Origin of the sequence: Flavobacterium anhuiense (genome assembly GCF_050990855.1) — a bacterium.
Classification (GTDB): domain Bacteria; phylum Bacteroidota; class Bacteroidia; order Flavobacteriales; family Flavobacteriaceae; genus Flavobacterium; species Flavobacterium anhuiense_C.
On the sequence record NZ_CP158861.1, the window covers coordinates 2874444 to 2896572 of the forward strand.

The 22129-nt window shown below is 34.4% G+C and carries 18 protein-coding genes and 1 pseudogene; 11 read left to right on the forward strand and 8 right to left on the reverse strand.

Translation table 11 applies throughout. The features are described from left to right. Positions 1–85: 85 nt before the first annotated feature. Positions 86–298 (reverse strand): annotated as a pseudogene (locus ABTV69_RS12755) (ATP-binding cassette domain-containing protein); the annotation flags it as partial. Between the two features lie 347 nt (positions 299–645). Here ABTV69_RS12755 and ABTV69_RS12760 point away from each other — a divergent pair. Beyond that, a complete protein-coding gene (locus ABTV69_RS12760; RefSeq protein ID WP_433829299.1) occupies positions 646–951 on the forward strand; it encodes a hypothetical protein in 306 nt (101 codons plus the stop codon). 40 nt (positions 952–991) lie between these two features. Here the strand turns inward: ABTV69_RS12760 and ABTV69_RS12765 are convergent, their stop codons facing one another. From ABTV69_RS12765 to ABTV69_RS12795, 7 genes are all read right to left on the reverse strand, one after another. After that, positions 992–3763, reverse strand: coding sequence for a T9SS type A sorting domain-containing protein (locus tag ABTV69_RS12765; protein ID WP_433829301.1), 2772 nt, complete (start codon positions 3761–3763; stop codon positions 992–994). A 355-nt stretch (positions 3764–4118) separates the two neighbouring features. Continuing rightward, positions 4119–4421 carry a DUF6787 family protein gene (locus tag ABTV69_RS12770; RefSeq protein ID WP_433829303.1) on the reverse strand — a complete coding sequence of 101 codons (303 nt, stop codon included), beginning with the start codon at positions 4419–4421 and terminating at the stop codon, positions 4119–4121. A 31-nt stretch (positions 4422–4452) separates the two neighbouring features. Next, entirely contained in the window at positions 4453–4887 is a 435-nt protein-coding gene (locus ABTV69_RS12775; RefSeq protein ID WP_433829305.1) for a DUF6146 family protein, read from the reverse strand. Positions 4888–5113: 226 nt separating this feature from the next. Beyond that, the gene (locus ABTV69_RS12780) at positions 5114–5677 is read right to left on the reverse strand and encodes a hypothetical protein (protein WP_433829307.1); all 564 of its coding nucleotides are present in this window, start codon (positions 5675–5677) and stop codon (positions 5114–5116) included. A 103-nt stretch (positions 5678–5780) separates the two neighbouring features. Next, positions 5781–6731: a D-2-hydroxyacid dehydrogenase gene (locus ABTV69_RS12785; protein WP_433829309.1), complete on the reverse strand. Its 951-nt coding sequence runs from the start codon at positions 6729–6731 to the stop codon at positions 5781–5783. A gap of 142 nt (positions 6732–6873) precedes the next feature. Continuing rightward, a complete protein-coding gene (gene serC / locus ABTV69_RS12790; RefSeq protein WP_433829311.1) occupies positions 6874–7944 on the reverse strand; it encodes a 3-phosphoserine/phosphohydroxythreonine transaminase in 1071 nt (356 codons plus the stop codon). 93 nt (positions 7945–8037) lie between these two features. Next, entirely contained in the window at positions 8038–9105 is a 1068-nt protein-coding gene (locus ABTV69_RS12795; RefSeq protein ID WP_433829313.1) for an acyl-CoA reductase, read from the reverse strand. Positions 9106–9254: 149 nt separating this feature from the next. Between ABTV69_RS12795 and ABTV69_RS12800 the strand changes: the two genes are divergently transcribed. From ABTV69_RS12800 to ABTV69_RS12845, 10 genes are all read left to right on the forward strand, one after another. Continuing rightward, the gene (locus ABTV69_RS12800) at positions 9255–9605 is read left to right on the forward strand and encodes a 4Fe-4S dicluster domain-containing protein (protein ID WP_008462559.1); all 351 of its coding nucleotides are present in this window, start codon (positions 9255–9257) and stop codon (positions 9603–9605) included. Between the two features lie 167 nt (positions 9606–9772). Beyond that, a complete protein-coding gene (locus tag ABTV69_RS12805; RefSeq protein WP_433829314.1) occupies positions 9773–10936 on the forward strand; it encodes a hypothetical protein in 1164 nt (387 codons plus the stop codon). A 271-nt stretch (positions 10937–11207) separates the two neighbouring features. Continuing rightward, complete coding sequence (ychF, locus tag ABTV69_RS12810; protein ID WP_433829316.1) at positions 11208–12302, forward strand: redox-regulated ATPase YchF; 1095 nt, start codon at positions 11208–11210, stop codon at positions 12300–12302. Between the two features lie 346 nt (positions 12303–12648). Continuing rightward, entirely contained in the window at positions 12649–13326 is a 678-nt protein-coding gene (locus ABTV69_RS12815; RefSeq protein ID WP_433829318.1) for a TIGR02117 family protein, read from the forward strand. 267 nt (positions 13327–13593) lie between these two features. Further along, positions 13594–14553 carry a YihY/virulence factor BrkB family protein gene (locus ABTV69_RS12820; protein WP_433829320.1) on the forward strand — a complete coding sequence of 320 codons (960 nt, stop codon included), beginning with the start codon at positions 13594–13596 and terminating at the stop codon, positions 14551–14553. Next, positions 14550–15074 carry an NADPH-dependent FMN reductase gene (locus tag ABTV69_RS12825; RefSeq protein ID WP_433829322.1) on the forward strand — a complete coding sequence of 175 codons (525 nt, stop codon included), beginning with the start codon at positions 14550–14552 and terminating at the stop codon, positions 15072–15074. The genes ABTV69_RS12820 and ABTV69_RS12825 overlap by 4 nt, the downstream gene beginning before the upstream one ends. Then, positions 15075–16055 carry a transglutaminase domain-containing protein gene (locus ABTV69_RS12830; RefSeq protein WP_433829323.1) on the forward strand — a complete coding sequence of 327 codons (981 nt, stop codon included), beginning with the start codon at positions 15075–15077 and terminating at the stop codon, positions 16053–16055. A gap of 72 nt (positions 16056–16127) precedes the next feature. Then, positions 16128–17303, forward strand: coding sequence for a nicotinate phosphoribosyltransferase (pncB, locus tag ABTV69_RS12835; protein WP_433829325.1), 1176 nt, complete (start codon positions 16128–16130; stop codon positions 17301–17303). 162 nt (positions 17304–17465) lie between these two features. Further along, entirely contained in the window at positions 17466–19334 is a 1869-nt protein-coding gene (locus ABTV69_RS12840) for a DNA topoisomerase IV subunit B (protein ID WP_433829327.1), read from the forward strand. A 45-nt stretch (positions 19335–19379) separates the two neighbouring features. Beyond that, positions 19380–22100, forward strand: a complete 2721-nt coding sequence (locus ABTV69_RS12845) for a DNA gyrase/topoisomerase IV subunit A (RefSeq protein WP_433829329.1) — start codon at positions 19380–19382, stop codon at positions 22098–22100. The last annotated feature ends 29 nt before the right edge of the window (positions 22101–22129 follow it).

A 22129-nucleotide genomic window follows, 5' to 3' on the forward strand; every position in this document is an offset into this window, starting at 1 on the left:
CCAATAAAACAAAATAAAGGGCTCCAAGCCAAGTAATGATTTTGAATGCTTTTTCTTGGTTTGAATTATCTTTTTTGATGTTTTGCAATTCTAAAACATTTCTGCCATTAATGGTTAGGGACGAATCTGGATTGTGATCAGGTTTGTCTAATGTTCCTAGAATTTGCAGCAGAGTCGTTTTTCCAGCACCTGAAGCGCCTACGATAGAAACAATTTCACCTTTTTTAATGTGCAGGTCGACTCCTTTTAAAACTTCAAGTTTGTCGTAGAATTTATGTATGTTTTTTGCGTGTATCATCTAATGAAACTGTTTTTACAAAGAAACGAAGATTATAATCAATATCAAAAAGTCGAAAGTCGAAAGTCGAAAGTGAAAAGTGAAAAGTGAAAAGTGAAAAGTGAAAAGTCAATGGTGTAATTCCAAATTCCAAAAAGAGCGCAGCGATTTTTAAAATCTAAAATCTAAAATCTAAAATCTAAAATCTAAAATCTAAAATCTAAAATCTAAAATCTAAAATCTAAAATCTAAAATCTAAAATCGGTACGCAAATTGATATGGGAATGTTGGAACTTAAATTTAAGAATGAAATAATGAAGTTTCAGGAAATAATTTTTAATTTCGATTAACTTAAAAATGAATAGGTTATGCAAGATTTAGAAGTTGTAGAAGATAACAGAATGTCAAAACTAATTATTGGATTGGTCTTGGACGGAATTGGTATGATTTCTTTTTCGATTCCGTTTCTGGGTGAGTTTTCAGATGTGGTCTGGGCTCCTATTGCTGCAATAATTATGGCGAGAATGTATAAAGGGAGAGTAGGAAAGGTGGCAAGTGTTTTGACTTTTCTGGAAGAGGTATTACCTTTTACTGATGTGATTCCGTCTTTTACTTTGACTTGGATTTATACTTATTTCTTTATGAGACAGCCTAAAGAATTTACCGAAAAATAAAAAGAAAGGCAGCTAAGATGAACTGCCTTTCATTGTTTACTTATTGTATAATGACCTTTTTAAGGTATAATATTTTTTTGGTGTCTGGATCTGTCACTTTTAAGATAAAAACTCCTTTTTCTGTAATAGAGATATTTTCTTGAGTTTGTCCGCTAATAGTACGTTTTTGAATTTCTCTGCCAAAAATATTATAGATTTTAAGTTCGGCTTTGTCTACATCAACATCTAGTAAAATAGAGAAGTTTCCTGTGTTTGGTACTGGCCAAACTTTGAAATTGTCTATTAGATCTTTAATTACTTCGTTTATAGGAGAAGTTGAATATCCGCTAAGCACGTTTACTTTTCGAGTCATTGTTCCTCCTTCAGCATCTGTAACTGTAAATTTAAAAGAGCACAAGCCTTTTGCATTTGGTTTGAATTCTACTGTTTTTCCAGAAAGTGTTGCATTTCCGTTTACTACTTGAGATAATGAATAGGATACTCCGTTTGTAAAACCTCTAGATAATTTTTGAATATCAATATAGGTTTTGTTTCCTATTACAGCATCGTAATGCGGTTCAGACATCCATTGCAAATATTTGTCTAAGTTGGTGTAGCCGTCTAAATCTGGATCGGCATTGGCATCTGAAAAATCTCCGATAGCTGAATGTATATTAGTTCCAATTATAGTTTCCCACCAATTTGGAAGTCCATCTTGATCGCTGTCCCAATTTTGAGGTCTAACTACGGCTGGGTAATCTTCAAAACCTCCAACATCAGCTTCGTTATCTGGGAATCCAGGTTTTCCTGTTACGCTTCCAACAGTAGAATAGGTACCGTTTAAAGTTTCTGAAATAATGCGCTGATCGTGATCGTCAAACTCTGGTTGCGTACATCCAACATCTGAAAGAACAATTTTATAGGCGTTTTTTGCAGATTGAGTAGTTACATAAGAAGGGAAAAATGGTGTATCTACGAAGTTATCATAAGAAACTGTGTTGCCAGAAGCTTTTCTTCCTAAAGTTTGATTGTTTTCGTCAAAATAGCCAGGCATTACATTTCCGTTAAAATAGCAGCGTTGCATTCCTGTTCCAACCCCTTCGTTTTGCTGATTGAAAGCAACAAATATTTTTGATCCAGCACCCGGTTTGTAATAGTTGTTTACAAAATTTACTTCTTTAGTTCCCCCGTCAGTAGTTCTTCCTCCCCAATTGTAAACGACATTATTGGTAATATCCATTCTTCCCGTATAAGCGCCACTTCCGTCTAATCCGCCGCCAAGACTCCAGTTTCGACCATAACAATGTGCTAATAGATTGTGATGAAAGCTTCCGATATCACCACCAATAGTAGCTGCATAACCGTGTTCTGTTCCTGCTGGATAATTCTGGTGATTTGCAGCATTTAAAGCTTCAGAAATAAGCGTTCTCTGAAGTGTAATGTTTTTTCCAGATCTTGAACTGAAAGATTCGTCAATAGTCCAGCTGATAGAGCAGTGATCGATAATACTGTTATCTGCGCCTGTTAATCCCATTCCGTCATAAGTTGGCCCTGCACCAATTCTGACTCTTAGATTTTGTACAACGGCATCATTTCCAGTTACGCCAAAAGGAGCAGAACGAATAACAATTCCTTTTCCTGGAGCAGTTTGTCCGGCAACAGTTACATAAGGCTGGCTTAAAACCAAACGAGATTGCAGTTGAATAACCCCAGAAGTACTGAACACAATTGTTCTTGGACCAATATCATTTGTAACGGCTTCACGGAAACTTCCCGGGCCGCTGTCGTTTAGATTGGTAACTGTAACTACTTTTCCGCCGCGCCCTCCGCGTGCAAAACGGCCATATCCTTCCGCTTCAGGAAAAGCAAGCTGCGCGGGACGAAAACGCCAAACGTTTCCTTTTTCGACTCCATTTGCTAAAACTTCATCAATACGCCAATAATACGTTTCTCCTGTGTATAATCCGTTTACTTGATAGGTGTTGCTAGCTAAAGCTTGGTTTCCTTTAAATTCTGGAGAAGAGGTTGTGGCATTGTCAAGAGCTGTTGGATCCGTTCCAAAATAGATATTATGCGAAACAGCATTTGCTGCGGCAGTCCATTGCAGTAATTTGCCTCCAGAAGTTACTTCTACATGTTCATCATTTTGCTTCGGATTCGGATTTGTTGCCTGATAGAAAATATTCGGCGTGTTTAATTCAAAACCATTAAGAATAAAATTTTTGATATTTTCTGTTCCTGAAGTTTCTGCGGCCATTAGAATCACAACGTCTGTTCCTGCTGTGGCTTGAAATCTTAAATAAGTAGATTTAGCATCTGCAGTTTTGGTTGCTCTAACGGTTGGAATTAAATTGTCAACGACTAAATTCCCATCGACAGAAATATCTACAGGACTAAAAGTGTTAGTTGTCGGACTGTCTACGTTATTAAAAAAAGCCAATAAGGTATGTTCTCCTGTTGGAAGTCCGCTTATTTTAAGTTCGATTTGAGCGCCAAAATTTGCAGTTGTGCCTTTAACGGTAAGTCCGTCGCAGACCAATCTAGCATAATAAGGAGCTTGAATTCCTGCTTTGTACCAATTGGTTCCTAAGGCATCTCCGTTGTTTCCAGTACGAGTAACAGTAAATGTAACGCCATTTTCGGCATAAGTGCTAGTGTTTCCAGAAGCGATTACCCAAGCAGTGTAATCGGGGTCATTTACTTCGGCTTTGGGTCTTGCAGCTTGATCAAAGTCAATTTTTACAATCGGATTTTGAGCAAAAATCTTGTCTACGGGTGCAATGAGACAAATCATCGCCGCCATCGCGGAGAATTTTAAGTAATTTTTCAGCATGTCAAATTGTGGTTTGGTTAGTAAGTAATAATTTTGTTGTAAAATTTAAATATCTGATTATCAGTTTAAATAAATATTTATAACTATAGTAAAGTTTGTTATTACTTAAAATAAAACCATCCTGCACCGTCCTGTTCTGCTTGTCTTTTTACTATTAAAAAGAGGTTTAAAACTAGTTATTTATATTTTTTATCTTAATTTTTTAAGTACTTAATACTCGATAATCACAGAGATTGTAAAAATGCAATTTGGTAAAATGAATAGCGGAATAATTTTTAATTAAAATGAAAAAATTAAGAGAAAGAGAAAGCTAAACCAGAACGGTTTTTTAACTTAAAAAAGTAGAAGTGAGGTATTAGTTTTTAAATAAAAAACCAAGCCCCATATTTTTAAGCATTTTCTTTTCGAAGTTCCAAAAGAATTTAAACTGACCAAAAATAGTTCCGATGGCAACTAGTAAAACTTGATAAATTGGGAAGATAATAATAAGACGAATAAGGGTAAACCAGCCTCCGAAATCTTCTTTTGTAATTCCCAACCAAACGCAGAAAGGTTTAGACAGCCACGCAGATGCCGATCCTGTGATGGCAAAAACGATAAATATAATTATGGCTTGTAAATTGGAGGTAATTCCCCAGCGTTTTTTGAATCCGTTCATTGCTATTTGTAATGATTACAAATATAACATATTATCTTGAGGGAACATAACCCCAAAGCTTTTGTTTATAAGTATTTTGAAAATAAATCATGTAATTATAAATTAAGTAATTTACTTCATAGCCATAGTGAATGTCTGGGCGGTAATCGATAGACATTTCATATAAATTTGGATTATAACGCTGTGGCTGTAAAACACGATTATTCCATTCTGTTACGTATAAATTGTTTTTGTTTTCAAGATATGCTAAGGAATGGTAGTTTCTTGGATAAGCGCGAGAAGCAAGCCAAGTGCTAAAACCATTATCGATAATAATAACTTCATATTCCAAAGAATCATTTGCGATTCTAACAGTGTCATTTACTTTTTTAGTGGATGCAGTATCTGCACTCGCAATATTCTGAGAAGCTGAAGAACACGCAATAATAGTAAGTAAAACAATCAATATGGGAATACATTTTTTCATGAATTAAATTTACGAATATATGATGAGAAGAAGATGAGGTTTAACATTCTTTTGGTTCTGAGGTTCTAAGCTACTAAGTTTCTAAGTTTCTAAGTTTTTTAAATAGCAAAAGCCGTTTGCTTTGCAAACGGCTTTAGTTTTTACCTTAGCACCTTAATACCTTAGCATCTCAGTATCTCAGCATCTCAGTATCTCAGTATCTCAGTATCTCAGTATCTCAGAACCTTTATTTACTCCCAAAAAGCTTCCCAATAAATCCAGAGATTCCTCCTTTGGTTTTGGTAACCACTAATACATCTGCAACATCTACTTTCCCGTCGTTGTTTTGGTCAAGGCCAAATTGCATTCCGTATTTCGAAATGGTATCCATTATTCCAGAAGCTTGTCCGCTGTTTCCTGAAATGGAGTTTATAATATCTGAAATTTGAAAACTACTATCGTTTGGATCTTTTGCTTTATTCACTAAAGAACCTAAAATCTGCGGAATCAAATTTGAAGCTACTCCGTTTGATTCAGCACTGCCTAATCCGAATTTTTCTCCAAGGTTGCCACTTAATTGCTGTTGAATTTGTTGGACAACAGGATTAGAGCTGTCAATAGAGGTATTTCCATTAAATAATCCGGCAATTTGATCGGTTCCACCTTCAGAAACAATCTTTTTTAATCCTTCAAAAATAGAATTGCTTGTTTCATTTATTACGGCTTCATTATGTTCATTTGGGACCGCGTTATTTTTTACCACCGCATCTCCTCCGTATTGCTGTACTAATTGGGTTAATTGTTCAAACATGATCTTTAGGGTTTAGATTATTCAATCAAATTTAAACAAAAAAAGAAAGGGATTTATTAAACTGTGTTAATAAATCCCTTCTAAGTGGTTTAATTATAGTTAATTAGCTTAACAAAGTGATGATTTGTGATGCTAATTCAGTACCAATTCTGTCTTGTGCTTCTCCAGTTGCAGCTCCGATATGAGGAGTCAATGAAATTTTAGAGTGCATTAAGATTGCCATTTCTGGCTTAGGCTCGCTTTCGAAAACGTCTAAACCTGCAAAAGCAACTTTTCCTGAGTCTAAAGCTTTAACTAACGCCACTTCGTCAATAACACCACCACGAGCACAGTTAACGATTCCAACACCATCTTTCATGATTTCAAGTTCTTTTTCTCCAATGATATAGCCATCTTGAGCAGGAACGTGTAATGTAATGAAATCTGCTTCTTTGAATAAAGATTCTAAAGATTGAGAAACGATTGTAGTTGTAATTGATTGTCCGTCGAAAAATTCAACTTTTACATCAACTTGTGGGATAAAGCTATCAGCAGCGATAACTTTCATTCCTAAACCAAGAGCCATTTTCGCAGTAGCTTGTCCGATACGACCAATACCAACAATACCTAAAGTTTTTCCTCTTAATTCTGTTCCGTTAGCATATGCTTTTTTCAAACCATCAAAGTTTGAATCTCCTTCAAGAGGCATATTTCTGTTAGAATCATGTAAAAAACGAACACCAGAGAATAAGTGACCGAAAACTAATTCAGCAACAGACTCTGAAGATGAAGCAGGAGTGTTAATTACATGGATTCCTTTGCTTTTAGCATAATCCACATCAATGTTATCCATACCAACACCACCACGACCGATGATTTTGATACCTGGACAAGCATCGATAATATCTTTACGAACTTTAGTTGCACTACGAACTAAAATTACGTCGATGTTATTTTCATTTATATAGTTAGCTACTTGTTCTTGAGCTACTTTTGTAGTGATAACTTCAAATCCGCCTTTTTCTAAGGCTAGAATTCCGCTTTTAGAAATTCCGTCATTTGCTAATACTTTCATTGTGTGTATTTTGTTTATTTGGTTAATCGTTTAATTGGTTAATCGATGAACCAGCTATTTGATTTTTCTTTTTTGATATTTTAAAGGAAACATTTTTACGATTAAACGGTTAAACAAATTAACGGTTAAACGTATAAAACGATTACACTTTGCTTTCTAAAGCTTTCATTACATCAACTAAAACCTGTACGCTTTCAATTGGCATAGCATTGTAGATAGAAGCTCTGTAACCACCAACAGAACGGTGTCCTGGCAATCCAGAAATGTTTGCAGCTTTCCATAAAGCGTCAAAAGTTTCTGTATGCTCTGGGTTGTTCAATAAGAAAGTTACGTTCATGTTAGAACGGTCTTCCACTTTTGCTGCACCTTTGAATAGTGGGTTTCTGTCGATTTCAGCGTAAAGTAATTCTGCTTTAGCGTTATTTAATTTTTCAACAGCAGCGATTCCACCTTTTTCTTTAATCCATTGTAAAGTTAAAAGAGAAACATAAACAGCAAATACAGGTGGAGTATTGTACATACTCTCTCCTTTGATGTGTTTAGCGTAATCTAGCATACTTGGAATTGTTTTTCCATTTTTGCCTAAAATTTCTTCTTTTACTACTACTAACGTAGTTCCAGCAGGTCCCATATTTTTTTGAGCTCCAGCATAGATTAAATCGAATTTAGAAAAATCTAATTCACGCGAAAAAATATCAGAACTCATATCGCATACAACAGGAACATTTGTTGATGGGAATTCTTTCATTTGAGTTCCAAAGATGGTATTGTTACTTGTACAGTGAAAATAATCAGCATCAGCTGGAATTTCGTACCCTTTTGGAACATAAGTATAATTGTCTTCTTTTGACGAAGCTACGACAACAGTATCACCGAAAAGCTTTGCTTCTTTGATCGCCGCAGTTGCCCACGTTCCTGAATCTAAATAAGCTGCTTTTCCGTTTTCTTTCATTAAGTTATATGGTGCCATTAAGAATGCTGTACTTGCACCACCTTGTAAAAATAAAGCCTGATAACCTTTTCCTTGAAGTCCTAATAATTCTAAAGCAAGGGAACGAGCTTCCTCCATTACCGCTACGAAATCTTTGCTTCGGTGCGAAATTTCAAGGATAGATAAGCCTGAATCATTAAAATTTAAAATTGCTTTTGATGCCTTCTCAAAAACTTCCTGAGGTAAAATACTTGGTCCTGCGCTGTAGTTGTGTTTTTTCATGGTTGTTGTTAATAGTCGAAAATTTTAAAAACGCAAATTTCGGTAATAAGAGCCGAAAAAGCGTTAAAATATTCGAAATAATTAAACAATTTATTACTTTGTTGTTAACAAAAACGTTATAGTATCGACATTATCTGCGTAATCCCACAATTGAGGTTTTTGAGTTTCCCCAAATGCAATACTATTTGTAGTTAAATTATTGCTAACGATACATTGAATTTGGTCTGTGTCTTCCTGAAGGCGTTTTTGAAGTTCTTCAAGGTTTTCATAGGATTCATAAAAAACACTCGAAATAGGCGAAGCGTAACTCGAATCTTCTTTTAAAGTTAGAAATCCGTTGTCTAATAATTTGAAATTACTCATTAAAAATACGGCTTTATTATAATCATAATTATTAGCATACTTTTCATAATGAATAACATCTTGATATTTAAACATAGCTTGAAAAAAAGAGTCAAAAGAATAGTTTTTTGGAATAAAAAGTTTAGAAACATTTCGGCATCCTAAACCAAAATATCTAAAAATATCTTCTCCAAGCGCTTCCAATTCTTCGTGTGTTTCTTGCCCGGTTAAAATTGCTGCCGAATTTCTGTTTTTGCGAATAATCGAAGGCTTGTCTTTAAAATAATATTCAAAATAACGCGAAGTATTGTTGCTTCCGGTAGCAATTACAGCATCGAAGTTTTCTAATTTTCCTTCAGCAAAAGTGATGTAGCTTTTCAAATTTTCATCAATAGCAATTAAATATTTAGCTAAAAAGGGTAATAAATGCTGATCGTTTGACGATGTTTTAATTAAAGCTTTGTTGCCTGTAATCAAAACAGATAAAAAATCATGGAAACCTACTAGCGGAATATTTCCAGCTAAAATCAAAGCAACGGTTTTTGGATTATCGTTGTTCTGAACAATTTTATAAGCCGAAAGCCATTTGTCAATGTTTTCAGCCGTTAAAGCTTCAGCCCATGACTGTATAGAGAAATAAACCTGTTCAGGAGTGTACCATCCGTTATGAGATTGCGAAAGGCTAATAAGTTTTTCGAAATCTTCAAAAAAGATATCATTATATAAGACGTCAGATTTTGGCGCAGAAGCGCCTTCAGAAAACTGACTTAAAAATTTTCCTAATTCAACAAAAACACTTTTTTTTGTTTCTAATGTCATAATGTTTGCTTATGAATTGTTTTGATTGTAATTTTGCACAAAAATAAGCATAATTAAGTCGAAAGTCAAAAGTCATAAAGTCAAAAGCAATGCTTGTCTTTATTTTGACTTTAGAACTTTAAGATTTTTAACTTTAAGACTAATAAACGATGGCAATTATTATAACTGACGAATGCATCAATTGCGGGGCTTGCGAACCAGAATGTCCAAATACAGCAATATATGAAGGAGCAGATGATTGGAGATACAAAGACGGAACAAGTCTTTCTGGTAAAATTGTTTTACCTGACGGAACTGAAGTTGACGCTGATGACGCGCAAACTCCAATTTCTGACGAAATCTACTATATAGTACCAGGAAAGTGTACAGAATGTAAAGGTTTTCACGATGAGCCACAGTGTGCTGCTGTTTGTCCTGTTGACTGTTGCGTACCGGATGATAATCACGTTGAAGACGAAGAAACTTTGTTGCAAAGACAAGCGTTTTTACACGCAGAATAATTTTTCTGTTTCTAAAAGAATAAAAAACCTGAGTTTTTCTCAGGTTTTTTTTTGCCCTGAAATCAGGTATTTTCAAAAGTTAGTGTGTTGGCAGTTAATGTTTTATTTTTTGACTGTTGCTTAATTGTTAAAAAAATAATACTTTAGTTGAAAAAATAACAATGCCTATGAAGAGATTGCTACTTTTATTTATTGTTTTATTCAACTATGTAAGCGTTTTTGCACAAAGCGAAGAGTATTCTATTATTGTTAAGGATATCGAAACCTTGGAGCCAATACAAAATGCTACGGTTAAAATAATGAAAACCCAGCAGATTTTATTGAGCAATGAAGAAGGAAAAGTTACTTTTATGCTGACTGGGGGATCTAATGTTCAGGTTTCTGAAACTAATTATGAAGATGTGACTGTACGCTGGACTTCTTTAAATGGAGAACAAAAATTTGTTATTTATTTAAAGAGTAAAAACAATAAATTAGATGAAGTAGTTTTATCTAAGGAATCTCCAGAAAAAATACTGCAGAAATTGGTTAACAATTCTACTAAGAAAATTAGTGTATCTCATAGACAAAAAGTATATGTGAGAGAGTTTTTTATGCTCGACAATCAATATACATATTATAATGATGGATTGGTAAATTTTCAATTTGATAAAAATAATAATGCAACAACTTTATTGGTTGAGCAAAATCGTTCCTACGGATTGTTAGAAGCAGATGTAAGTGCTGATTTAAAGGGTTATAATCTGAATGATATAATGGAGAATTATTCGAATTTTAAATATTTTGATCCATTATTAGATTCGAAGTCAAAAAAAACGTACGATTTTACGATAAAAGGACATTCAAAAAACAAAGATTATTTTGTAATGTCCGTTGTTCCACTAGATAAAGCAAAAGAGGCAATAGACAATTTTGAAATCATTTATGATCCTTTGAAAAAAATTATTGTAGAATTTACGATTTCAACTACACCTGCAACCCTTGATAAAATAGAGGAGAAGACAAAAGAAGGTGATAAAAACATTACAAAATCATTTGTAAAAGTAAATTACAGATGGGACGGAACCGATTACTATTTATTAAGTTCTAATGAAGAAATTGGTTATGATGTGGTTTTAAAAGACAAAACCAAAAATGTTCAAGTCCGAAATAGTTTTGTAACAACAGGTTTTAATAAGCAGAATTTCACATATAATGAAAGTGATGTTTTTAAAGAGAAATCGCTCTTTAATAAAAAAAATAAAATCCTGACCAATTATTGGGATATCTCTGGATTTACAGCCACAGATGAAGAAAAAGCAATCATCGCATCGTTAGAGTTTAAATTGTAATTAAATAAATTGAAGTAAAAATCCTGAGCTTTATGGTTCGGGATTTTTTTATTTAATGAAAAAATCAGAGAAAAAATGCGATAATGAACTTAGAAGAAAATAAGAACTTGTTCTTAAATAATATTAATGCAAATATTTAATTCGCGAAAGAGTTATTAAATCTTATATTTGCAAAATTTTAATGCCGAAAAAGAGCATTTTAGCAATTATTAATAAAGCATAACAGGTCTAAAAGTTTTAAGACCGATTAAAATAATATAGAAACAAACAGATGAAAGCAGGAATTGTAGGATTGCCAAATGTTGGAAAATCAACATTATTTAATTGTTTATCTAATGCAAAAGCGCAGAGTGCAAACTTTCCTTTTTGTACAATCGAGCCAAATATTGGTGTTGTAAACGTTCCAGATCCAAGAATTAATAAATTGGAAGAATTGGTAAAACCAGAGCGCGTTCAAATGGCAACTGTAGATATCGTAGATATTGCTGGGTTAGTTAAAGGAGCAAGTAAAGGTGAAGGTCTTGGAAATCAGTTTTTGGGAAACATTAGAGAATGTAATGCTATTATTCACGTTTTGCGTTGTTTTGATAATGATAATATCGTTCACGTTGATGGAAATGTAAATCCTATTCGTGACAAAGAAACTATCGATATTGAATTGCAGTTAAAAGATTTAGAAACTGTTGAAAAACGTTTGGAAAAAGTAAAACGTGCTGCAAAAACAGGAAATAAAGAAGCGCAGACAGAAGAGGCTTTATTAAATAGAATTAGAGAAGCGTTATTACAAGCAAAATCTGCTAGAACAGTTGTCCCTCAAAATAATGACGAAGAAGTTTTATTAGAAAGCTTTCAATTAATTACTGCAAAACCAGTTTTATACGTTTGTAATGTTGACGAAAGTTCAGCAGTAAGCGGAAACAAATATGTTGATCAAGTTCGCGAATTAGTTAAAGACGAAGAAGCTGAAGTTATCGTGCTTTCAGTAGGAGCAGAAGCTGACATTACAGAATTAGAAAGCTACGAAGAGCGCCAAGTTTTCCTAGAAGATATGGGATTAGAAGAACCAGGAGCTTCAGTTTTAATTCGTGCCGCTTACAAATTATTAAAACAACAAACTTACTTTACAGCGGGTGTAAAAGAAGTTCGTGCTTGGACAATCAATATTGGAGCAACTGCACCACAAGCAGCTGGAGTGATCCATACAGACTTTGAAAAAGGTTTTATTCGTGCAGAAGTTATTTCATACGATGATTATGTTCAATACGGTTCTGAGGCAAAAGCAAAAGAAGCTGGAAAATTTAGAGTTGAAGGAAAAGAATACATTGTAAAAGATGGTGATGTAATGCACTTCCGTTTTAACGTTTAATTTTTTTTTAGAAGAAAGAAACAAGAAGAAAGATAATAGAAAAAAACTGCTGAAGAGATTCAGCAGTTTTTTTGTTTTTAGAAAATAGAGAAAAGAAGAAAGAAGATGGATGATATTCTGAGCGTCCTGAAACTTCAAGAGGTTCCGCACAGATTGTCAATTCTCTTTGTCGCTTTCCGTAGTGTGATTGCTTCTTTCCTCGCAATGACAAAAAAAACGTTTAAATCTGCGCTTTCGCGTAAGCAAATCAGAAAAATCCGCGTTCTATTTTTGATAGACAAAATTTTTGGCTCAGTAATTGGTTACAAAAAATAGCCAATTACTAATCTAAAACCAATCAATCAAAATGCTAAAAAAAATATTCAAATTTTTGGGCTGGACACTCTTCGGAATCTTTGCTTTTCTTGCCCTTTACATTTCATGTGTTTTAATTATTTCTAAAATTACAGTGAATTCGGATATTGCGCAAATCGAAGAACAAAATGCGATTCCAATTTACATTCTTTCAAATGGTGTTCATACCGATATTGTAGTTCCAGTTAAAAACGAAATTAAAGATTGGAGAAACGAAATTCAATTCAATCAAACCCAAGGCAAAGATTCTTTGATGAATTATATCGCTTTTGGCTGGGGCGACAAAGGATTTTATCTTGAAACTCCAGAATGGGCAGATTTAAAAGCACGTACAGCTTTTAAGGCCGCATTCGGAATCAGTTCTTCTGCTGTACATGCCACGTTTTTCAAACAACTACGAGAAGGAGAAGATTGCAAACGCATTTTGGTTTCTAAAGAAAATTATCAAAAACTAGTGACTTATATTTCTGAGAGTTTTAGCGATCCTATTCATCCGCAATGGATTCAAGGCCATAGCTACGGAAAAAAAGATGCTTTTTATGAAGCAAAAGGAAGTTACAGTCTTTTTTATACTTGCAATACTTGGGCAAATAATGCTTTGAAGGCAGCCAATCAGAAAGCAAGTTTGTGGACGGTTTATGATAAAGGTATTTTTTGCCATTATAAATAAACGCACATGTCTCTACGGGACATTGTGTATTGACTTAATTTTTTTCCACCGATATTTAAATCTTTGGCGAGATTGGTTGCTACTCCGTAGGAGTTTAATAGTGGTAGCTCATGAAAATAACAATTTAAGGTTGTCCCGCAGGGATTATGTGTTTTAATGATAATATGAAAAACAACATGGAAAAAATATAAAAGTTCTTCAGAATCCAAGAAGTAACAAATTTTCATTAATGCTTAAATTTGGGTGAATCTCAAATAAATCAGCAAAATGAAAGCCAAAAATATTTTTTCAAAAACGTGGTTTCTGTTAAAAAATACTTTTTTAGAATTCAATGATGACAATGCCATCAAGCTTAGTGCGGCATTATCGTACTACACCATATTTGCATTACCTCCTTTGTTGATTATTATAATTACAATCTGTGGCTTTTTCTTTGGAGAAGAGGCGGTTACGGGACAATTATATGGGCAAATAAATGGATTGGTAGGCAATGGTGCTGCGACGCAAATTCAGGAAGCAATTAAAAATGTACAACTGTCTGGAAGCAACGTTTTTGCTACCATATTTGGAGTGGTAATGTTATTGATTGGTGCCTCGGGAGTTTTTGCGGAAATTCAAAGTTCAATAAATTACATTTGGGGACTTCGCGCTAAACCAGATAAAGGGGTTAGAAAATTTATACAGAATAGGTTAATGTCATTTTCTATGATTGCATCTGTTGGTTTTTTAATGATTGTCAGTTTGTTCGTCAATACGATATTGGATCTTCTTAGTGCACGTTTGAAAATTTATTTTCCTGAAAGTACGGTTTATTTATTTTATGTAGTCAATATAGTGATCGTGTTTGCAAGTATTACATTGTTATTTACTATAATTTTTAGAACTTTACCTGATGGAAAAATCAGATGGAAAGATGCCATTATCGGATCAAGCGTTACTGCTGTACTTTTTATGATTGGTAAATTTGCCATTGGATTCTATTTAGGCAGTTCTACAGTAGCTTCAGTTTATGGTGCAGCTGGGTCTGTAATCATTATTTTAGTTTGGGTTTATTATTCGGCAATTATTCTGTACTTTGGAGCAGAATTTACCAAAGTGTATGCAAAATCATATGGAGGAAAAATTTACCCAAACGAATACTCAGTAGAGATCGCAAAGGAAGTTTACGAAATTGAAGATGCCACGCCAGAACCCACACAAGAACGATTAACAAACGAGAAACCATGAAAATAATAGCCTTTGGAGGAAGTAACAGTACTCAGTCAATCAATAAACGTTTAGCAACTTATGCATCGAGTTTATTTGAAAATGCTGATGTGGAAGTTTTAGATTTAAATGATTACGCAATGCCCGTTTTTAGCGTTGATTTAGAAAAAGAAGTTGGTCAGCATCAAGTTGCTCAAGCATTCTTAAATAAACTAAAAGAAGCTGATGTTTTAGTTGTTTCAATGGCAGAAAATAACGGAAATTATTCAGTAGCTTTTAAGAATGTTTTCGATTGGAGTTCTCGTATCGAAAAAGATGTTTTTCAGCACAAACCAATGCTGCTATTAGCAACTTCTCCAGGAGGACGTGGAGGTGCATCAGTTTTAGGAATTGCTCAAAATCTTTTCCCGCGCTATGGTGCTGAAATTAAAGGAAGTTTCTCATTGCCAGCGTTTGGCTCGAATTTTGATTTAAATGATAATAAAATATCTAATGCCGAATTAGATAAAGAACTGAAAGATATTATCAAATCAAATTTTTAAATGCCACAAAAAAAGATTTCATTTTTATTCCTTTTACTGAATATTATTTTTTTCAACTTTGCTGCTGCACAAAAAGTCAGCGAAGTTGACAAAATCATTGCAAAATATCCGAAAAGCTTTACTACCACCGAACAGTTAGCCGAAAGAATCGAAAAAGATTTTGATTCGGATGCTGAGCGTGCGCGAGCTATTTACACTTGGATTGCTTTAAATATAAAGTACGATTACAATTCATTTTTGAATCCGCCAAAAGTGCAAGGATTTCGTTATTCTTCTGAAGCTGAAAAACAGCGAAAAATAAAACAGCTAAACGATAATCTCATTCAAAAAGCTTTTACATCTCAGAAAGCGGTTTGTGAAGGCTTTACGGCTTTGTATCAGCATTTGGCAGAATCGGTCGGTTTAAAATGCGAAATAATTCGTGGCGATTCTAAAACTAATTTAAGAGATATTGGTCGTAAAACAACTTTGTCAAATCATGCTTGGAATATTGTTTTAGTTGATAGAAAATGGCGTTTGATTGATGTTACGTGGGGGCAAGGTTATTATGATAGCAGAAAAGGTAGAATGGTTAACGATTTTAATCCAGTCTATTTTGACACTGATCCTGAGTATTTCTTTGCAAAACATTACCCAGATTCGGGTACTTTTCTTGGAGGCAGAATCAGTAAAAGCGATTTCTTAAACGGGCCTTTAATTTATAATAAAACAATAGAGAATGATTATAAAATAAAAACTCCAAATTCTGGAATCATCGAAGCTAAAAGCGGAGATAAAATCACTATTGAAATCAAAAATGTATCCAAATCCAATCAGGTTTTTTATTTGAATAAAAAGAACCAGCCGGTTAAAGTTCTTAATCCGAAAGAGAAACGAGGAGGTTTAGAATTTCAAATTCTTGCGGATAAAAATATCGGAGAATATGTCACTATTTTTATAGATACGGAGAGTATTGTTTCTTTCAAAATTGTTTTTAAGTAATTTAATAAAATCACATTTTTGTCTTTTATGAAATTGCCGTATCTTAGCAGTAAATGAAAAGAATTTGATGCTATGGAAACAACTTTTTTGAAATCAATTTTAGATAATGATTTCTATAAATTTACAATGCAGCATGCTGTAATAAAGCTTTTTCCAAAAGCAAAAGTCCGTTACGGATTCATAAACCGCGGAAAACATATTTTTCCGAGAGGTTTTGCAGATTTACTTCGCCAATCGGTAGACGCCATGGCAGATCTGCGTTTAACAAAAGAAGAAAAAAATTATCTGTCGCATTATTGTCCTTATCTCGATCCAACTTATTTAGATTTTCTTCAAGGATATAGTTTTGATCCGTCTGAAGTGCAAATTAGCCAAGAAGGTTCAGAAATCTCCGTTACAGTTGAAGGATTTTGGTACAGAACCATTTTGTGGGAAGTGCCTTTAATGGCCTTGATTTCAGAACTATTTTATAAAGCTAATCATCTCATTCGCTTGAATGATGATGCCGTCAAAAAGCTGACTCAGGAAAAAATTGAAAATTATAACAAGTTAGGGGTTTCAGTTTTAGAATTCGGTACCAGACGACGTCATTCTTATGAGGTTCATTATTTAATAAATGAAACTTTAAAAACGTATGGAGGACAAAGTTTTATTGGAACAAGCAATGTGCATTTTGCAATGGTCAACAATAAACGTCCATTGGGTACGCATGCCCACGAGTGGTTCATGTTTCATGCCGCGCAATATGGTTTTAAAATGGCCAATTCGATAAGTCTTGAGCATTGGACCCAAGTTTACAGTGGAGATCTCGGAATTGCATTAACGGATACCTATACAACTGATATTTTTTTCAATCAATTTGATAAAAAATATTCGAAACTTTTTGATGGTGTTCGACATGATAGTGGTGATCCGATAGAATTTGCTCAAAAAGTAATTTCGCATTACATCAAAATGGGAATTGATCCAAAATCTAAAGCTATCGTTTTCTCGGATTCTTTAAATTTTGAAAAGGTAAAAAGAATTGCAGATTTCTGTACTGACAAAATAAAAATGTCATTTGGAATTGGAACCAATTTTACAAACGATGTTGGCCTTCCTGCAATGAACATGGTGATCAAATTAACCGATACAAAGCCTGATAATACACATTGGCAAGGAGTTGTGAAATTGTCTGACGAGAAAAACAAAAATACGGGAACCCCTGAAATGATTGCGCTGGCAAAAGAAGTGCTCGGAATCAAATAGTGTTTTTTGCCTAAAAGTCAATTTTTTATTAATTTTAATGTCCGTTTTATATTAAAATCAATTTAAATAGATTTTAAACTGTTATTATTCATAACAAAAAAGAAATACGCTTTCATTTTTTGTTGATAAATGGTACATTAGCAAAAAATCCTAAATTCATTTATGCTAGAGCAAAATCAATACAACGAAGATAATATTCGTTCACTCGATTGGAAGGAACATATTCGTATGCGTCCGGGTATGTACATCGGGAAATTAGGGGACGGATCATCACCTGATGATGGTATTTATATTCTTTTAAAAGAGGTTCTGGACAACTGTATCGATGAATTCGTTATGGGGGCCGGAAAAACTATTGAGGTAAGTATTAAGGACAAAACAGTTTCTGTTCGTGATTATGGACGTGGAATTCCGTTAGGAAAAGTAGTCGATGTAGTTTCGAAAATGAATACTGGAGGAAAGTACGATTCTAAAGCTTTCCAGAAATCAGTTGGTTTGAACGGTGTCGGAACAAAAGCGGTTAATGCCTTGTCTAATTATTTCCGCGTAGAATCAGTTCGTGATGATAAACAAAAAGCAGCAGAATTCTCTGCCGGAAATTTGGTTACAGAAGAAGATATTATCGATACGACAAAACGTAAAGGAACAAAAGTAATTTTTACGCCAGACGAAACGATCTTCAAAAACTATAAATTCCGTTTAGAATACGTAATTAAAATGGTCAAAAACTATTGTTATTTGAACAATGGTTTGACTATTATTTTCAATGGAGAAAAATATTATTCAGAAAATGGACTTCGCGATTTATTAGAAGAAACCATCAACGAAGAAGATTTAGAATATCCGATTATTCACTTAAAAGAGCACGATATTGAAGTTGCGTTGACACATAGTAAAACGCAATATAGCGAAGAATATCACTCTTTCGTAAACGGTCAGAATACAACGCAGGGAGGAACGCACTTAGCGGCTTACCGTGAAGCTGTTGTAAAAACAATCCGTGAATTTTACAATAAGAATTTCGAAGCATCAGACGTTCGTAAATCGATTGTAAGTGCGATTAGCATTAAAGTAATGGAGCCTGTTTTTGAGTCTCAGACCAAAACAAAATTAGGTTCTACAGATATGGGGTCTGATGATGGAACTCCAGCCGTTTCTGTTCGTACTTTCGTTAATGATTTCATCAAAACGAAGCTAGATAATTATTTACATAAAAATCCAACAACTGCCGAAGCTTTATTGCGTAAAATTCTTCAGGCAGAACGTGAGCGTAAAGAATTATCAGGAATTAGAAAGCTGGCGACAGATCGTGCTAAAAAAGCCAATCTTCACAATAAAAAATTAAGAGATTGCCGTGCGCATCTTCCAGATACTAAAAACCCAAGAAACTTAGAAAGTACGCTTTTTATTACCGAGGGAGATTCGGCTTCTGGATCGATTACAAAGTCACGTGACGTAAATACACAAGCGGTTTTCAGTTTGCGTGGTAAGCCTTTGAACTCATACGGAATGAGTAAAAAAATCGTGTATGAGAACGAAGAATTCAACTTGCTTCAAGCTGCATTGGATATCGAAGACGGATTAGAAAAATTACGTTATAACAACATTGTAATTGCAACCGATGCCGATGTCGACGGAATGCATATTCGTTTGCTTTTGATTACTTTCTTTTTGCAGTTTTTTCCAGAATTAATCAAAGAAGGGCATTTGTATATTTTACAAACTCCACTTTTCAGGGTTCGTAACAAAAAAGAAACGATTTATTGTTATTCTGAAGAAGAAAGAAAAGATGCAATCGAAAAACTTAAGCCAAAACCAGAAATCACGCGATTTAAAGGTTTGGGAGAGATTTCGCCAGATGAGTTTAAAAACTTTATTGGAGATACAATCCGCCTTGATCCCGTTATGATGGATAAACATACTTCGATTGAACAATTGTTATCTTTCTACATGGGGAAAAATACTCCGGATAGACAAGAGTTTATTATCAAAAACTTGAAGGTTGAGATTGATGAGCTTGAAGAGGCTTAAAATTAAAGAAGAAGAATTTTTTAGTAGTTATACTGAACAAAATATATGAAAGACGAAGAAGACGATAACATAATTCCAAACGACGACGAGAATAATCAGGATGAAAACCAGTTTGATGACAATCAAAATGGGGATGACGATGAGATTATTGATGTAGATGCTAAGAATTTTGAAGGACAGCATTTTTACGAAAATCAGGAAGAAGAAGGCGAAGACGTTATTACGAAAGTAACCGGAATGTACAAAGACTGGTTCCTGGATTACGCTTCGTACGTAATTCTGGAGCGTGCCGTTCCTGCTATCGAAGACGGATTCAAACCTGTTCAGCGTCGTATTATGCACTCGTTAAAAGAGTTGGATGATGGTCGTTATAATAAAGTTGCCAATGTAGTAGGGCACACCATGCAGTATCACCCACACGGAGATGCTAGTATTGGTGATGCAATGGTACAAATTGGTCAAAAAGATTTATTGATTGACTGCCAAGGAAACTGGGGAAATATCTTAACTGGTGACGGTGCGGCAGCGCCCCGTTATATTGAAGCACGTTTGTCTAAATTTGCTTTGGAGGTTTTATACTCTCCGAAAATTACTGATTGGGGAGTTTCGTATGACGGACGTCGTGCAGAGCCTAATAATCTTCCGGTAAAATTCCCTTTGCTTTTAGCGCAAGGGGCAGAAGGTATTGCGGTAGGTTTATCAACAAAAGTTTTGCCTCATAATTTCAACGAATTAATTGACGCTTCGATTAAAATCTTAAAAGGAAAACCGTTTACGCTTTATCCTGATTTTATGACGCAAGGTATTGCCGACGTTTCAAATTATAACGACGGAATGCGTGGCGGACGTGTGCGTGTGCGTGCTAAAATTTCGCAGTTAGATAAAAATACATTGGTGATTACGCAGATTCCGTTTTCTACCAATACTTCGAGTTTGATTGACAGTATTTTGAAAGCCAATGAAAAAGGTAAAATCAAAATCAAGAAAATTGAAGACAATACTGCTGCCGATGTTGAGATTTTAATTCATCTTTTTCCTGGAGTCTCGCCAGATAAAACAATTGATGCCTTATTTGCGTTTACGGCTTGCGAAACATCTGTAGCGCCTTTAGGCTGTGTTATTGAAGACAACAAGCCATTGTTTATTGGTGTTTCTCAAATGTTGAGAATTTCAACTGAAAGAACAGTTGATTTACTTCGTCAGGAATTAGAAATTCAGTTAGAAGAATTAAAGAATAAATGGCATTTTTCTACCTTGGAGAAAATCTTCATTAGAGAAGAAATGTACATTGACTTCAAATTATATGGAGACAGAGAATCATTATACAAGTATTTGTATGACCGATTTGAGCCTTTCAAAAAATCTTTTGTTAGAGAAATCAATGATGACGATTTACAGCGTTTGACGCAAATTCCGATGATTCGTATCACACGTTTTGACTCTGATAAAGCAGACGAATTCATTTCGAAATTAGAGGATGAAATGAAAGAAGTAGAGTACAATCTCGAACATCTTACTGATTTTGCGATTACTTATTTTACCAAATTAAAAGAGAAGTACGGAAAAGGTCGTCAGCGTCAGACAGAACTTCGCGTTTTTGACAATGTTGAGGCTACAAAAGTAGTTTTAAGAAATACAAAACTGTACGTAAATCGTGAAGAAGGTTTCGTTGGAACAAGTTTAAAGAAAGATGAATACGTAGGTGATTGTTCGGATATTGATGATGTTATCGTGTTTTTACGTGATGGAACTTTAATGATTACAAAAGTTGATGCTAAAACTTTTATCGGAAAAGACATTATACACGCGGCCGTTTTTGATAAAAATGATAAGCGAACTATTTACAACATGATGTATCGCGATGGTAAATCGGGGCCATCATACATTAAGCGTTTTAATGTTACTGGAGTAACACGTGATAAAGCTTACGATTTAACAAATGGTACAAATGGTTCACAAGTAGTTTATTTTTCCCACAATCCAAACGGTGAAGCTGAGGTGGTAACTATTTTACTGCGTCAGGTTGGCACGATTAAGAAACTGAAATTTGATATTGATTTTGCTAAATTGGCAATTAAAGGTCGTGGTTCAAAAGGAAATTTGGTTACCAAATATCCAATCAAGAAAATCGAATTAAAAGAAAAAGGAATTTCGACATTACTGCCAAGAAAAGTCTGGTTTGATGATACCGTAAAACGTTTAAATGTTGACGCAAGGGGAGAGTTACTAGGTGAATTTAAACCAACAGATAAAATCCTAGTAATCAGTCAGTCAGGGAAGTTGAAAGTAATTATTCCAGAATTATCGACTCATTTTGAGGAAGATATGATTGTTCTGGAAAAATGGAAACCTAAGAAACCAATTTCTGCGATTTACTATGATGGTGAAAAAGAGCGTTATTTCTTGAAACGTTTCCTTGTAGAAAACGAAGGTAAAGAAGAAAGCTTCATCACAGACCATCCAAATTCACAATTGGAAATTGTATCTACCGATTATCGCCCTGTTGCGCAATTGGTTTTTGCAAAAGTAAAAGGAGTTCAAAAAGACGATCTTCATATAGATGTTGAGGATTTTATAGCTGTAAAAGGTTTTAAAGCTTTAGGGAACCAATTAACAACTGATAAATTAAGACAAGTTAATCTGTTGGAACCACTTCCTTACGAGGAACCAGTTGAAGAAGTTCCTGAAAGACCAGAAATTCCAGAAGACGATTCAGTAGAAACAGAATTAGACGACGACGGCCAAATAGGCTTAGTCTTAGAATAAGGCAAAAAAACGCTAAGAAATTTTCTTAG